Source organism: Actinokineospora alba (genome assembly GCF_004362515.1).
Taxonomy (GTDB): domain Bacteria; phylum Actinomycetota; class Actinomycetes; order Mycobacteriales; family Pseudonocardiaceae; genus Actinokineospora; species Actinokineospora alba.
Window position 1 is genome coordinate 5,331,211 of the sequence record NZ_SNXU01000001.1, and the last position, 14,112, is coordinate 5,345,322.

A 14,112-nucleotide genomic window follows, 5' to 3' on the forward strand; every position below is an offset into this window, starting at 1 on the left:
CGTGTGCCCCTATCGGAAATCCGTCAGTCGACCGCTGCGTTCCCGGTCGATGATCAGCTCGTGGCGCAGCCTGCTTCGAACGTGCCGGTAGAGCTTGTCCGCGAGGGCATCCATCGAACGTGGACTGTGCAGGTCGACCTCGGACTCCGCGACGTGGGTGTTGAGCTGGGCGAGCGAACCCTCGAGCTGGTCGATCCGCTTGGTCGCCGCCGCCATCTCGGCGAGCACCGGGGCCATGACCGCGACGGCCTCGTGATCACGCGATGGCTCCACCCATATCGGGGAACTCCACCCGGAGTCGCCCTGTGGCAAGGACATCTGCTCAATCCGCGGGCCCGGTGGTTCCGTCATCGCAGGTATCCCGGCGGGGGAGAAGTGCGAGCCGCCGTCTGTTTCGCCGGATTCGATGATCCGCCGCAGCTCGTCGACGACGTGGGTTTGTGTCTCCGACTGTGCCCGCTGCACAAAGGTTCCCTCAGCCGACGACGGGAGCGCGGCGAGTTCGTTCCCCATACCCCGCACGTAGGCGGCGAGTTCGTCGGCCGTCACCGCGGCGGGAGCGGGCCGGTGGATCAGCGTGGGTGGCTCGGCCCGCGCGCCCCGGAACCATTGTTCGGTCGCCACCGCCGCCTCCTCCAGCTGCCTGCCTTCGGCACTGTCCTCTGTAGGCAGTCCGCCGCCCAGCATCCGTTGCTGTGTGGCGTGAACCAGTTCGTGCGCGAGCAGCGACCGGGCGTCGTGGCTCGACACGTCGCCCAGTTCGTCGGGCAAGTACACGTCACCGCCGTGGGCGAAAGCCTTGGCGGCCAACGAGGTCGCCATCTTCGACACCGCCGGACCACGGTGGATGGCCACGGTGCTCACGTCCACGCCGAAATGGGTGCGGAAAGCCCCTGCCACCTCACCCGGCACCGAGACGGTGACCGTGGCGCCTTCGCCGCCCGGCGGTGGGGTGGTCTCCTCGACACGCGGGGGCAACACGTCCAGCGCCGCGCGGTAGACGGGCGTGGTCGGCCGCGACAGCGTCGGTGTCGTGTCGACCGGTGGCGAGCTGCGGGCCGTGACCGGCGAGGAGGCAACGAACGGGATCAACGGAACCGCCTTGGCCGCCGGGTCCGGCGCCTGCGCCAGGCCCGCGGTGACGGGGGAGGACGCGGCAGGCGGGATCAACGGAACCGCCGTCGTCGACGGAAGCGCGTTGGGCAACGGAAGCACCTCGGGTGACGGGTCCGGCAGGTGCGCCGACACTGGTGGCACCGCCGAGGGTGGCGCGCCAGGCGTGACGGTGGTGGTCGGCGACGGGGCAGGCACGCGCGGGAACTCGTTGGTGCGGGCCGCGGGTGGCGATGGGACGGTCGCGGGTGGCGTTGGCGCCACCCCGACCGCACCAGGCGGTGCGACGGACCGCGGGTCGCGCGCCTGCCGGCGTTCGGCGGTGCGCGGTGCGTGGGTGAGCGGTGCCCCGAGTCCGAGCTTGGGTGCGGGAGGCGGATCCACGACGGCGGCTGGACCGCCACTTCGCGACCGCGCCGGTCCCGGAGCGGGGATCGGCGCGGACTGCGGATCAGTCCTGGGCGGCCTGGGAGTAGCTACCGGAGCCGCGGCCTCGACTTCTTCTGCTGGTTCCGCCTCGCCCTCCGTCGTGGTGGGCTCATCCGCCTCGCCCCGTGGTGCGTCAGGCTTTGCGCTGTCCTCGGCGCGCTTGGCGGACAAGCCCATCCTGCGGCTCTGCGCGAGTGTGTGCCGGCGAATCGTCCGGTCGGGCGCCGGCGTCGCGGGCGTGTCGAGGTTGTCCGGCGGCGGGGGCGCGACCGACGAGAGACCGGCGTCGCTCTGGGCGAATCCGTCGAACATGCTCAGATTGAACGCGGCCATCCCGGACTCGGCCTGGGCCCGCAGGGAGTCGACCATCCGGTCGTACTTCGCCGTGCTTCGGTGCGGAATGGCCGGTACCTGGGGTTCGCCCAAGTACTCGTCGACCGCGTGAATCAACTCCGGGGCCGGGTGTGGCGGATGTTCGACCACTGGCAGGACCCGCGGCGCCACAGGCTTTTCGGGCGGCGACTCGGCGGCCTGCCCGCCTGCTTCGGCGTGCCGAACCGACGCCGGCCCCGGCCTCAAGGCGGGAGTTGGCGCGGGCGGCCCATCGCCGGCATCGGTGGTCGCGCGCCGCGGTACTGCTCGCGCGATCCCGGTCACTCGACCGGATGCGGCCGGGTGCCGTAGCGGCGGCAGCGGCCGCGGCAGCGGACGGGTGCCCGCGATGTCGGGTGGCCGCAGGATCGGCGCCAGCGTCGGCGGTCGTGGCGAGGTGGTCGGGCGAAGGTGGGCGACGCGGGCCCAATCCCCTCGCGGCGGGGGGAAGCCCGCACCCCCGGTGGCAGACACGGGGGCGCTTGGAACGGCTGTCCGGCGTCGACGCCAGAAGCTCCAGTTCATCGGCTGCCTCCCGTGCTGCTCACCATTCGTGGGTGCCCGGCGGTGCCGGGGACTGCGCGTGGATCTTTCCTATCTCCTCGATCACCCTGGTCCGGGCCGGATGCTCCAGCCCCAAGATGTCCGGGAAGGACCAGTGCAGGTAGTACGCGACGTACACGACCTCCTCCCAGAGTCGGTCGGCCGTGTACGTCAGGATTCCCCCGGCGCCTCACCCGCGACATCGACACCGAAAGCGTGCCCACAACTGGGGCAGACGACGTCGGCCTCGGTGTGGCCCGCCTGGTTGATCCGCCGGTAGAGGTCCTGCAGGAACGCCAGATCGGAGGCGAAGAGGCTCTCGATGACGTAGGTGTCGACCGAGTGCACGGAGCCCAACCTGGTCACCGTGTTCGCCAGCAGCAGCACGGTGAGGAAGGCCGGGTTCTCCCGTACCCGGGAATCGGACTGCGGTGCGATCTCGTCGCGGGCGGTGGCGAGTCGCATCACGCCGTCGCGGTGGACGGCGCCGTCCTCGTCGACGTATCCGCGAGGCAGCACGAACGGATACTCCGTCGGCAGCTCCGCGACCACCCCGCCCTGTGGCGGCGCCTGACGCGCACTGGCGGCAGACATCGATGCTTGCCTCATCGGTGCGGCTCCTCACTGGTCAGGGACGGGTCACGCGGACTTCATCTGCACGGTGGGGGACAGGATCTTGCTGCAGGTGATCTTGGCCTCGAGATAGGTCACCTGGCCGTCACCCGCCTTCATCGGGCTGATCATCAACTCCGAGCACCAGGCGTCCTCGAGGAGATAGATGATCTCCGAATCCGCGCTGCCGGACGCGTCGGAGATGACCAGGCTGGCGGAGGGCGCGAGGGCCTCACTCAGCCCATCCCTGGCGGCCGCGTGCCACCTCAGCAGCACGTCGTTGCCTTCGAGGTCCAGACCACGCTTCACGGTCACGGTCGGCGGCTCGGTTTTGCCGAACTGTCGCGAGTGGATGGTCTTGCCCTTGTCATCGTTGTAGATGTACTCCGTCGAGCCGACTTTCGAGTTGATGTTGCTGATTTCGCTGAGGGCGATGGTTCCCCACATGGGAACCTCCAGGCGGAACCTCGCGGCGCTGACGACCCGGCCCTGAGTTTTCGCGTCGGCCATTGTGGTCTCCCTTTCTTTCAGATCATGCTCCGTCGGTCGGTTGTCGCACACCAGTTCCCGCGAGGTCGGTCACGGGGAAAATGTGCTTTCCCTATTGGGCACGCCTCACGTGAGCAGTACCGCATCACATTCGATCGTCGCCCGCATGGAAACGATATTTCCGCCGCCCGCCTGCACTGGGTCGAGTTCGAGTTTCGCGCACCAGGCGTTCACGAGTTCGCAGGAGAGCACTATCCCGCCCCCGGCGTCCATGATCGTGAAAGCGGCGACCATCTTCGCGGTCGGCGAATTCTGTCGAGCCAGCATGTGCCAGGCGAACAACTGCGCGAAGCCGACTTTGTCGAGCCCGCGCTCCAGCGTCAGCGACGGTGATTTGACGCGGCCGAACTGTCTGGAGTAGAAGTTCCCGACAAAACTGTTGTAGGAATACTCCGAGCTCTCCACGGTCGAATTGAATCCGCTGAGTTTGGCGAACCCCATCCCGGTGGACCAGATCGGCACGAAGATCATGAACTGCCCCGCACTGGCCACCTGTACGGGTTTGCTGTGCGTCGCACCGGGCGCGTGGGACATCGTCTGCTCCGATTCGCCTGTCGGTCATCACTCGGAGAGTTCGGAACCTTCGGAGAACTGGGCGAGTCGGAAGACCACGAACTCGGCAGGCTTGACCGGCGCGATTCCGATGTCCACCGTGAGGATGCCCGCGTCCCTGTTCTCCTCGGGATTGTTGTCCGCGTCGCATTTCACGAAGAACGCCTGGGCGGGTGTCTCGCCGAACAATGCCCCGCTCCGCCACACCCGCCGCAGGAACGCCTCGATGGTCCGTCGTACCGAGTCCCAGAGGAATCGGTCGTTCGGCTCGAAGACCACCCAGTTCGTGCTGCTCAGGATCGACTTCTCGACGTAGTTGAACAGCCGCCGCACGTTGAGGTAGCGCCACTCCGGGTCGCTGGACAACGTGCGCGCGCCCCACACACGAATGCCTTGTCCCGGGAAAGTCCGGATACAGTTGACCCCGATCGGGTTGAGCTGGTCGTGCTCGCCCCGGGTGAGTCCGGACTGCAGGTCGATCACTCCCCGGACCACTTCGTTCGCCGGTGCTTTGTGGACCCCACGGGTGCTGTCGTTGCGCGCCCACACGCCCGCGATGTGGCCACTCGGTGGCACGAACATCGGCTTGCCGCTGCGCGGGTCCATGACCTTGACCCACGGCCAGTACGTCGTCGCGAACTTCGAGTCGTAGCCCGCGATGTCGTTGCGCCACACCTTCATCTGCTGTGGGCGCAGCTCCGGCGGCGGGTCCAGGATCGCCACCCGGTCCGCCATCAGCTCGCAGTGCGCGATCATCGCCAACTGCACAGCCTTGACGCCCTCATCGTCGATCAGCTTCGACTGGTACGCGGCCATCAGGTCGGGCACGCACACCATGGTCACGTCGTCGATCGCCTCGAGGCCGGAGAATCCGGTGCGGTCAGCCGCGTCGCCGACGTAGTCCTCCGGTGAGATCCGCAGCGGCGCGGAATCGGCGCCCCCGCTGAGAGCGATCATGGCGCCCTTCTCCGGCGCGACGAGCGTGCCCGCCTTGGTCTCGTCCCCTCGGACCTCCTCGAGCGCGATCAGCTTGGACTGCTTGACCGCGGTGAGCACATTGGACTGTCCGCGCTTGGTCGTGACGTTGTCGTAGACCTCTTCCTGGTCGTCCTTGCGCACGACGAGCCGGAAGACGTCGGGTCCGGGCTCGGATGCCTCCTGCACCTCGACGCGCACGGCGTTGCCCGCCGAACCCGCCTCGAGCGCGCGCACCACGATCGGCTTTCCGGGGCCTGACACGGGAAGCTCCGCACGAGCCACCGGAGCGTCGACCGCGCTGTGCGCGCTTTTCCCCGACCCGGCGGCCGAGGAGCCGTTACCACCGATCCGCACGACGTAGGCGGCGCCGCCGCCGTTGAGGAAGTACCCGTACACGGAATGCGCGAGGTACCCATCTTCGATGGGCCCACCGAAGGTCGTGACGAACTGTTCCCAGTTCGTCACCAGGACCGGTTCGTTGACCGGCCCGTTCTCGGCGAATCCCACGAAGGCCGCCACGGCCGTGCCCACGCCTTCGATCGGCTTGGAACCCGACGGGACTTCCTCCATGTAGACGCCGGGTGACAGGTATGTCGGCATGAGCCCTCCCAGCAGTGATGACTTGCGAGGCCATCACCGTCGCACCGATCCCCACCCGAGGAGACGGCCCGACGGCCGAGACGACGCGCACACCGGGATGCCCGATCAGGCATCGACAACCGCCCAGGTCTTGTCCGCCGAGACCCTGCCGCGGGGCAGAACGCGAGGCCGATACTTCCACCGTGTTCCACCACCTCGATTCGGCGCTGCGCTCGCTGTTGCTCACGGCGATGCCCGGGGACACCGCGATCAGTTTCGACACGCCCACGCGATCCTGGGCAGGCCAAAAGCGCACGGCGCCGACGCTCAACGTGTTTCTGCACCAGGTGCGCGACGACGCGAAAACCCGGCTTGGCGGCTGGGTCGACCGGCGCGACGAGACCGGCCGGGTGGTCGCTCGCGAGCAAGCGCCCCGCGAGTATCGAACCTGCTATCTGCTCACCGCCTGGGCCGCGGACGTCGGCCGGGAACACAGCTTGCTGGGCGCCGCGGTGGCGGTTCTGGCTGCCCACGAGACGATCCAGGCACCCCATCTGCCCGAACCGCTCGTGGCGACCGGATTCCCGGTCACGGTGTCGGTGGCGGACCCGGCGCTGCCGTGCGCCGGAACGGACATCTGGTCCGCATTGGACATTCCACCGCGCTGCGGGCTGGACCTGGTCGTCACCACCTCGATCGTGCCGTCGGTGGCGACCGACCTCACGCCGCCCGTTCGCCGGATCGAGCTCGGCGTCGCCGACACGATGCCCGGTACCCCGGGTTCCGGCCGAGCGGCCCGGACTAGGGGATGACCCCAGGGTGTCGGAGGCTCGCGGGGCTGAGCATGGGACTACCCCAATCCCCAGTCAGCCAGGAGGCCCGAGATGGCCACCACGACCTCGACCGAACTGTCCGACCGAGGACGCGCGGTGCTGCGTGCCGTGCGCGCCGGTCGCTGCGAACTCTCGGGCGGTTCGATGCCCGACCTCTTTGTCGATGGCCTGCCGTTCTGCGACCCGCTGACGACGCACGCGCTGACCAGCGCGGGTCTCGTCCGATCACGGCATCCAGTCACGCTGCGTAGTCGAACGCAGGCGGAATTGACACTGTTAGGGGAGGAAGTCATTCGCTGATGGTGAACCCGCGCCCCCGTATGCGGTTTCCGACCTGCCTGGCTAGACCAAACGACGTACTGTGGTGACAATCGGTTAGAGATCGTTGCCCGAGTCGGACGCCAGGAATGTGACGGGAATGAGTGAGCGGGGGTGGCCGCGATGGATGCGGTCGCTGCGATCGGGCTCACCGACCTGACCGGGTTCGTCGGCAGGACCGCCGAGACCAAGCAGCTGCGCGCGAGCGCGGACAAGGTGCTCGCGGGCAGTCCGCAGCTTGTGCGGGTCGAGGGCGAGGCCGGAATCGGCAAGACCAACCTGGTCAACCACTTCCTGGCAGGCCTCGACAAGTTCACCGTGCTCGCCGCGAGTGGGGATCCGGCTGAGTCCACGCTCAGCTACGGGCTGGTCGATCAACTGCTCGCCCGGGTGAATCGGCAGCTTGTCGGCAGGTTCAAGCTCCTCGATCGGAGCAGGCCCTCGACGGCCACGCCGTTCGCTGTCGGTGCCGACTTCCTGGCACTGGTCGGCGAGCTGCAGGCGGACCAGCCGGTCGCGATCGTGCTTGACGACGTGCAGTGGGCCGACCGACCCTCCGCGCAGGCATTGGGCTTCATGCTGCGCAGGCTCTGGGCGGACCAGGTCCTGGCGGTCATGCTGATCCGCACGCCCGTCGTCGAGGACGAGACGGAGGTGGTGAATCAGTACCTGAGCAGACCCACGATCGACTCGGTGACGATTCGCCTTGGCGGCCTGACCTCGCACGACATCGCGGCGCTGTCCGCCGCGGTGACCAGTGGCGAACTGCCCCTGCCCGCCGCGGCGCGCCTGCGCGCCCACACCGACGGCAACCCGCTCTACGTCCGAGCGCTGCTGGCCGAGGCGTCACCCGCGGACCTGATCGCCGGTGAGTCGACCCTTCCGGTCCCCAAGTCGCTGCTGACGGCCGTGGGTCGGATTCTCAACCGGCTGCCCGAGGAAACCCGCCACCTGGTGGAAGCGCTCGCGGTCCTGAACGCTCGCTGCTCGCTGGCTCGCGCCGCGCAACTCGCGTCCGTCGACAAGCCCAGCGAGGCGCTGGCGCCCGCACTGGCCGCGGGCTTGGTGCAATGGTGGCCCACCGAGCCCGCCAACCCGGTGGCGATGCGCCACGGGCTGCACCGTGACGCCGTGTACGAGTCACTGGACCCCGTTCGGCGGGCCGAGTTGCATGCGACCGCCGCGGGGTTGGTCGACAGCACCACCGCGTGGGCGCACCGGGTCGCCGCGGCGCAGAGCACCGATGGTCGGCTCGCGCGACAGCTCGAAGTCGCCGCCACCGAGGAAACCGCGTCCGGCAGGAACGACCTCGCGGCGCGGTACCTGCACTGGGCCGCCGAGCTGTCCGAGACCCGCGACGAGTATGAGCACAGGTTGTTGACCGCCTGCGTCCAGTCATTGCTGACGTCGCAACCCGGCTGGGCGGTCAGCAGACAGGCCGAGGTGCGACGCTGCAGTGACACGCCGTTGCGCGACTGTGCCCTCGGATTGACCGCGCTGCTCGGCACCGGCGAGTTGGCCGAGGCTGAGGTGTTGCTCCAGCGCGCCGCGGACGCCGATGCCGCGACCACGCCCGCCTGGATGCGAAGCACGATCGCGGGTGCGCTGGCCGCGCTGCATGTGTGGCGCGGCCGAGGCGGCGAGGCACTGAGAATGGCTTCGAGCGCGTTGTCGATGGGTGGGCTCGTCAGCCGGTGGGAGGACTTCGTCCGCGTGATCCACGCCGTCGCGCGAGTCCGCCAGGACGGGCCTGCCGCCGGACTGGCCGAGCTCGACCACCTGCCGACGAAGGCCGCGGCGGTGTCGAGCGACGATCTCGACTGCCTGTGCTGCCGGGGCGCCTTGCACACCATGCTCGGGCACTACAGCGAGGCATTGGACGACCTGGCCACCGCCATCCGCCATCAGCGGGCGGGCGCGAACATCCTGTCCGGACCGGCTCCGCACTCCTACCTCGCCGCGGCGCAGTACGCGGTCGGCGACTGGAACGACGCGGCGATCACCATGCACCAGGCACTGTCCATCCAGTCGACGTTCGAGCAGCCTCAGCACCACACCCTCACGCAGATGACCGCCACTCTGGTGCCTGCCGGGCGTGGTGACTGGCAAGCGGCCACCGCCCACGTGCGGGAGGCTCAGCGCTGGGCGGCGAAAGTCGGGACACCACAGGACATTCGCTATGCCGCGATCGCGGGCGCGGTTGTCGCCCAGGCCCGCGCGGACCATGCCGGGATGTTGAGTTCGCTTCGTCCGCTGCTCGACACCGACCTGGACCAGACGGACTCGCTGCACGCATGGTGGGTGGCGTGGTGGCGTCCACTACTGGTGGAGGCGCTCATCGGCGTCGGCGAACTCGACACGGCTGATCGACACCTGGTCCGGCTAGGGGACACCACCCGCGATGTCCGGCACCTCGAAGACACGCTCAGCAGACTTCGGGCGGCGTTGGCCCGCGAGCGGGGGCGGCTCGACGACGCGTTCACCATCTACCGTTCGCGTCTGGACGGTGACGATGGCGAGCCCATGGTGCCCTTCGCCCGCGCGATGCTCGAACAGGACTTCGGCCAGTTGCTGTTGGGGACCGGCCACCGCCGCGAGGCTCTGCAGTGGCTGCGCCGGGCTCGGGATCGGTACACCCTGCTGTCGGCGCATCCGTTCATCCGTCGGGTCGACCAGGGCCTGGACACCTCGGGGGCTCGACACACCGCGAGGTCCGCGAGCAAGCTGCCCGACCTCACCGAACGGGAGGAACAGGTCAGCTACCTCGCGAGTCGGGGACTGACCAACGGCGAGATCGCCAAAGAGCTGTATGTGACCAACAAGACGGTCGAGTACCACCTGAGCAATGTCTACGCCAAGCTCGGCGTCGCGTCCCGCCGCGAACTTGGCGCGGCGCTGGACACCGAGCGGGTCGGCTGACCGCGACCCCGCTATGGCTTCGTGAGCCTGCCGGAGAACGAGGCTGACGGCGTGCACTGGTTCGCGCCCGCCCCAGGCGTCGTGCAGTTCACCAGGAAGACCAGCTGTTCGCCGGGCCGCAGGCCCAGTGGGACCACATAGTGGTAGTCGAGGTCCCGGAAGTTGGCCAGTCCCACCTCCAGGATCACCTCGCCGTTGAGCGCGATCCGGAGGAAGCCTGAGTCGCCGCGCGGGTTCTGCAGAACGAGATCGGTGATTCCCAGGGCTTGCCCATCGGGTGCGCGGTAGCGGAAGGGCTCGAAGGATCCGTCGGTCACGGGCCTCGCCGCGGCTTCGATGCGAAAGCTCGTCGGGACCGGTTCGGGGGCGGGTGTCGTGTCTCCCGGTGACCCAGCCGATTCCGCGGCCGGGCCGGGATCCGCGCCGTTGGCCGCGCCTGCGCCCGTGTCCGCGGGGTCATCCGTGGGGGCCCCGCCGCCCGCCGGAACGGCCGCCGCGGACGAGGCCACGTCCGCGGCCTCGTTGGCTCGTTCGGCGGCCTGGTCGGCGCGCGACGCCGCGACGTCGGCTTGTTGCCTGGCGACGCTCTCCACGGTGGGCTTGAGCAGCGCGAACCACAGGACCATCAACGCCACGAGCGCGGCCGACGCGACCACCAGTGCCTTGAACAGCCCTTTGGACACCAGTGGCAGTTGGATCATCACGCCGTCGACGGTGACGGGTGGGGGGTTCTCCGGGGCCTCGGTGACCGGCTGAACGAACAACTGGAACGGGTGCGTTCTGGGGTCACCGCGGAACATCCGCTTGTGTGGTGCCACCTTGGTCTTGACGACCGTCGCGGTCCCCGGCTGGGTGTGCAGGCTCGGCGAACCGACCAGGATCGTCAGCTGGTCGTCCTGGTCGATGCCGACGATGTCGACGCACTCTTCCTGGTTGCCGTTGTTGTCCACGACAAGTCGGTACTTGGCCCGGCGACGTCCACGCCGGATGGTCGGCACCAATTCGGCCACCAGGTCGGTGAAACCCGCGACCGCGATCTCACCCTCTTCGACCGAGGAGGCATGGGGGTCCTCGCGGGACTCGGCTCGGATGCCGAACGGCACCGTGCCCGCGGGCACCTCCGATGAGCGGGGCGGTCGAAACGTCACGCGCACAGTGGTTTCGTCGCCCGGAAGGAGGTTGACCATCGGTGGGTCGACCACTGTCCAGTCGTGGGCGTCCCCGACCACGTGCAGGGTGAGTTGATCGACCACCTCACCGGAGTTGACGACGCGGAACTCGCACGACGTCTCTTCCCCTGGCTCGACCATGAGGTCCCGCTCGACAAGGACGATCTCTGCTCCCATGCGTCGAGTATCCGGCGCGGCGAGCGTGCCGGAGAACCGTTGACGGGGAACGGGTTCGGACACCGGAGCGTGCCCCGCGCGGCCTATCGATCGGTCGCTTCTTTGCCCGTCGGGGCGAGCCATGCGAATTCGTTGGCGCGATGGGGCACAACAGGCGTCTCGGCCCCCGCAGAGGCTTGAGATCGGTGCGGGCAGGCGGGCAGACTCCGACCGCGGAGCCGACGGCGCGGCCACCAGAGCCCAGCGACCTCAGGTGATTGCCGCGGTCGGCCGACAGACACCTCCGACATCGACGCTGGAGTGGAATCCGCATGAGTGAGCACATGGTGATCGGCGCGGCCGTCATCCAGGATGGCAGGCTTTTGGTCGCCAGGCGGGCTTCCCCGCCGTGCGTCGCGGGACGCTGGGAATTTCCGGGCGACGAGATGGGACCGGACGAGAACGAACAGGCCACGGTGAGGCGAGTGTTCGCCGTCGAGTTCAACACCTTGTTGAGTCTGTGGACGGAACGAGTCCTCAGTGATCGGTGGATCCACTCCTGGCGCAAGGTGGAGGGTGAGTCCGTGCCCGCGACGCTGCGCCTGCTGCGGTGCCGGGTGGAGAACGGGACCACACTCGACCTGGCGGCGGGGGAGCCGCGACCGAATCGGCTCGCCTACGACGAGTCCAGGTGGGTGCCGCTCGACGAACTGCACGACGTCTACCCGTGGAGTGACGAACATGCCTACCTGGCAGAGGAACTAGCCGCGCTCTACCACTACGAAGCGCAGTTCCCCCACGATATCGGGTGAAAGGTCCAGGAGTGGGCGGGAGCCCACGCGCGTCGAAGGCCGCGCGCGGCCAGTTGTCCGACCGCATCGCAATCGGGATGCTGATCGCCGCTTTCCCCCCGCGGGAGGTCGATGCCGCGATCGACGCGGTCGGGGTCCGGGAGCAGCGGTCACGCGCGTTGCCCGCGCGCACGATGGTCTACTTCGCCCTGGCCATGTGGCTCTTCGGCGGCGCGGGCTACAACTCGGTGCTGACCAAGCTCACCACGGGCATGGGGTGGACCGGGATGGCCAAGGGCAAGCACGCTGCGCCGGGCACCGGGTCGATCACCAAGGCGCGCAGGCGATTGGGCCCAGAGGTGATGCGCACGCTGTTCCAGCTCCACGCCGCCGCCCGTCGGGACCTCCCGTACCGCTGGCGCGGGTTGACCGTGCGCTCACTCGACGGTGGCACGGTGGACGTGCCGGACACCGCGGCGAACCTCTTGGCGTTCAACGCCGCCGAGGTCCGCATGCTTGTGCTGGCAAGCCAAAGGGACGGCGCGCTGGTCGACGTCGCGATGGGCGCCGCGGACGATGATCTGCACTCGCGATTGCTCTCCACGGTCCCGGCCGAAACGCTGGTGGTCGCCTCCCCGGCCGCGCCGAGCGTCGAGCTGCTGCGGTCGGTGGGGAAGCGGGGCGCATACCTGCTGTGGCGGCAGAGCGCGGCGATCGAGCTGCCGTGCCTGCGGGTTCTGCCTGACAATTCCTACGTGTCGCGGCTGCTGCCGGACGGCGACCCGACGAGTCGTTCGGTCGAGATTCGCGTGGTCGCGGCGGGCCGCGACCACTTGGTGACCACCCTGCTGGACCCGGGCCGTGCCCCGGCCGCCGAACTTGTCTCCCTGCACCGCGGACGCTGGCGGTTCGAGGCCGTGTTCGACGCTTTGGAGACCGGCCCGGTCGCGCTGAGATCGCAGGACCCCCGCGGCGTCGCCCAGGAGCTGTGGGCCATGTTCTGCGTCTACCAGGCCATCCAGGGGTTGCGATCGGACCGTGATCGCTGAACGGGTCCCTCGGTGGGCCATCACCACCCTTCGAGATACTTGCCGGTGGGGAGGTCTGGCACGAGTTTCCGGTTTTGCAGGTCGATCTCGATGTGGCCGCTCACCGGGCCCGGAGACATGAGCGGACTCCCGGTGTGTTCCGCCCGCCAGGTCAGCAGCGCTCGAGGGTACGAAGAGCCTTCCACCGCGCCCTCCGTCTGCGCCATCTTGAGGTCGAACGTGAACCGCACGGACGTGGAGTTGGTCGTGCCGATCCGCAGGAGGTCGAGTCCGACGAACTGCTCGGACTTGTCGCTTCCCGACGGTCGGATCCGCAGCGGCACCACGCGTGTGGTGTTCTCGTACTTGCCCGTGGTCTCGTCTTTGCGCCGGTGCGCGATTTCGGCGTAGTAGTCGACCTTGTAGTTGACGAACCGGCACGCGATCCCGATCTGAACGGTGGCGCCCCGGGCGCCGATTACCTTGTCCTGCAAGAGGAACCTCCGGCTGCGGCGGTAGGTCAGCTGCTTGCGCAGAGTTTCCCCGACCTGGTTGCCCTTGACCGCGAGAAAGGTGTCGTCCGGGAGGAGGTCGCCTGCCACGAGGCTGCCGCCGATCGTGTTGGCGAAGGAGTACTCGACGAGTCCCGGCGCCACGGCCGATTCGACCGAGGACGACCCGACCAGCACCGTCCGCGCCAGCAGGCCTCCGTCGCCGCGGGTGCGCTCGATGTACCTGTCCGCCACCGCTTCCCGCCGCGCGTCGCCAGGTTCCGCACGCGGTTGCCGGTGGGTGTCGACGGGTTCTGGCCCGCTCGCCGCGAATGCCGCCGAGAGCGCCTCCAGTTCTTCGGCGACGCCTTCGGGCAGTGGTTCGTCGTCGGACTCGCCGGACGGCTGTTCGTCGGCGGGACGGGGCCGTTCAATCCGTTCTTTGCCGTTGTTCTCCCAGCTCACCCTCCGCTGGGGTCGCGCCGGGCTCCGGCCCGGTTGCCGCGGGGTGTCGACGGGTTCTGGCTCGCTCGCCGCGAATTCCGCGGAAAGGGCGTCCAGTTCTTCGGCGACGCCCACGGGCAGTGGTTCGTCATCGACCTCAGGCCTACCGATCTTGTTCTCCCAGTGCACTTTCCGCTGGGATCCGCTGGGTGAGTCCATTGCGTCTCCTCAATAGT

General features: G+C 68.6%; 13 protein-coding genes. 5 read left to right on the forward strand and 8 right to left on the reverse strand.

Features of this window, described 5'->3' with window-relative positions:
- Nucleotides 1-9 precede the first annotated feature (9 nt).
- The 6 genes from C8E96_RS24495 to C8E96_RS24515 form a co-directional block, all read right to left on the reverse strand.
- Complete coding sequence (locus tag C8E96_RS24495; protein WP_166658099.1) at nucleotides 10-2,025, reverse strand: eCIS core domain-containing protein; 2,016 nt, start codon at nucleotides 2,023-2,025, stop codon at nucleotides 10-12.
- A 433-nt stretch (nucleotides 2,026-2,458) separates the two neighbouring features.
- Nucleotides 2,459-2,635, reverse strand: a complete 177-nt coding sequence (locus tag C8E96_RS33525) for a DUF6760 family protein (RefSeq protein ID WP_324187116.1) — start codon at nucleotides 2,633-2,635, stop codon at nucleotides 2,459-2,461.
- Nucleotides 2,629-3,051 (reverse strand): phage tail assembly protein, encoded by a 423-nt coding sequence (locus C8E96_RS24500; RefSeq protein WP_228769591.1) that lies wholly within the window; start codon nucleotides 3,049-3,051, stop codon nucleotides 2,629-2,631. Before C8E96_RS24500 ends, C8E96_RS33525 begins: the two co-directional genes overlap by 7 nt.
- Nucleotides 3,052-3,096: 45 nt before the next feature.
- Nucleotides 3,097-3,579: a phage tail protein gene (locus C8E96_RS24505; RefSeq protein WP_091368601.1), complete on the reverse strand. Its 483-nt coding sequence runs from the start codon at nucleotides 3,577-3,579 to the stop codon at nucleotides 3,097-3,099.
- A 105-nt stretch (nucleotides 3,580-3,684) separates the two neighbouring features.
- The gene (locus C8E96_RS24510) at nucleotides 3,685-4,152 is read right to left on the reverse strand and encodes a phage tail protein (protein WP_091368604.1); all 468 of its coding nucleotides are present in this window, start codon (nucleotides 4,150-4,152) and stop codon (nucleotides 3,685-3,687) included.
- Between the two features lie 27 nt (nucleotides 4,153-4,179).
- Entirely contained in the window at nucleotides 4,180-5,748 is a 1,569-nt protein-coding gene (locus tag C8E96_RS24515; protein WP_091368608.1) for a phage tail sheath family protein, read from the reverse strand.
- Between the two features lie 182 nt (nucleotides 5,749-5,930).
- Here C8E96_RS24515 and C8E96_RS24520 point away from each other — a divergent pair, with 182 nt between their 5' ends.
- The 3 genes from C8E96_RS24520 (at nucleotide 5,931) to C8E96_RS24530 (ending at nucleotide 9,797) form a co-directional block, all read left to right on the forward strand.
- Nucleotides 5,931-6,539 carry a Pvc16 family protein gene (locus tag C8E96_RS24520; protein ID WP_166658101.1) on the forward strand — a complete coding sequence of 203 codons (609 nt, stop codon included), beginning with the start codon at nucleotides 5,931-5,933 and terminating at the stop codon, nucleotides 6,537-6,539.
- 72 nt (nucleotides 6,540-6,611) lie between these two features.
- The gene (locus C8E96_RS24525; protein WP_091368616.1) at nucleotides 6,612-6,860 is read left to right on the forward strand and encodes a hypothetical protein; all 249 of its coding nucleotides are present in this window, start codon (nucleotides 6,612-6,614) and stop codon (nucleotides 6,858-6,860) included.
- Nucleotides 6,861-7,001: 141 nt separating this feature from the next.
- A complete protein-coding gene (locus C8E96_RS24530) occupies nucleotides 7,002-9,797 on the forward strand; it encodes a helix-turn-helix transcriptional regulator (RefSeq protein WP_091368622.1) in 2,796 nt (931 codons plus the stop codon).
- A gap of 11 nt (nucleotides 9,798-9,808) precedes the next feature.
- On the opposite strand, the gene C8E96_RS24535 is transcribed toward C8E96_RS24530, so the two are convergent.
- Nucleotides 9,809-11,143 (reverse strand): COG1470 family protein, encoded by a 1,335-nt coding sequence (locus tag C8E96_RS24535; RefSeq protein ID WP_091574789.1) that lies wholly within the window; start codon nucleotides 11,141-11,143, stop codon nucleotides 9,809-9,811.
- Between the two features lie 311 nt (nucleotides 11,144-11,454).
- On the opposite strand from C8E96_RS24535, the gene C8E96_RS24540 reads away from it, so the two are divergent.
- Together C8E96_RS24540 and C8E96_RS24545 are read left to right on the forward strand one after the other, a co-directional pair.
- Nucleotides 11,455-11,934, forward strand: a complete 480-nt coding sequence (locus tag C8E96_RS24540) for an NUDIX domain-containing protein (RefSeq protein ID WP_091368627.1) — start codon at nucleotides 11,455-11,457, stop codon at nucleotides 11,932-11,934.
- An 11-nt stretch (nucleotides 11,935-11,945) separates the two neighbouring features.
- Nucleotides 11,946-12,962 (forward strand): transposase domain-containing protein, encoded by a 1,017-nt coding sequence (locus tag C8E96_RS24545; protein WP_091368632.1) that lies wholly within the window; start codon nucleotides 11,946-11,948, stop codon nucleotides 12,960-12,962.
- Nucleotides 12,963-12,982: 20 nt separating this feature from the next.
- Here the strand turns inward: C8E96_RS24545 and C8E96_RS24550 are convergent, their stop codons facing one another.
- On the reverse strand, nucleotides 12,983-14,095 hold the full coding sequence (locus C8E96_RS24550; RefSeq protein WP_133794740.1) for a hypothetical protein: 1,113 nt from the start codon (nucleotides 14,093-14,095) through the stop codon (nucleotides 12,983-12,985).
- Nucleotides 14,096-14,112: the final 17 nt, after the last annotated feature.

Bases quoted from the DNA above. Each gene is read 5' to 3' on its own strand.
- C8E96_RS24550 (WP_133794740.1), bottom strand. From the start codon at position 14,095: ATGGACTCACCCAGCGGATCCCAGCGGAAAGTGCACTGGGAGAACAAG.
- C8E96_RS24505 (WP_091368601.1), bottom strand. From the start codon at position 3,579: ATGGCCGACGCGAAAACTCAGGGCCGGGTCGTCAGCGCCGCGAGGTTC.
- C8E96_RS24535 (WP_091574789.1), bottom strand. From the start codon at position 11,143: ATGGGAGCAGAGATCGTCCTTGTCGAGCGGGACCTCATGGTCGAGCCA.
- C8E96_RS24540 (WP_091368627.1), top strand. From the start codon at position 11,455: ATGAGTGAGCACATGGTGATCGGCGCGGCCGTCATCCAGGATGGCAGG.
- C8E96_RS24515 (WP_091368608.1), bottom strand. From the start codon at position 5,748: ATGCCGACATACCTGTCACCCGGCGTCTACATGGAGGAAGTCCCGTCG.
- C8E96_RS24525 (WP_091368616.1), top strand. From the start codon at position 6,612: ATGGCCACCACGACCTCGACCGAACTGTCCGACCGAGGACGCGCGGTG.
- C8E96_RS24530 (WP_091368622.1), top strand. From the start codon at position 7,002: ATGGATGCGGTCGCTGCGATCGGGCTCACCGACCTGACCGGGTTCGTC.
- C8E96_RS24510 (WP_091368604.1), bottom strand. From the start codon at position 4,152: ATGTCCCACGCGCCCGGTGCGACGCACAGCAAACCCGTACAGGTGGCC.
- C8E96_RS24500 (WP_228769591.1), bottom strand. From the start codon at position 3,051: ATGTCTGCCGCCAGTGCGCGTCAGGCGCCGCCACAGGGCGGGGTGGTC.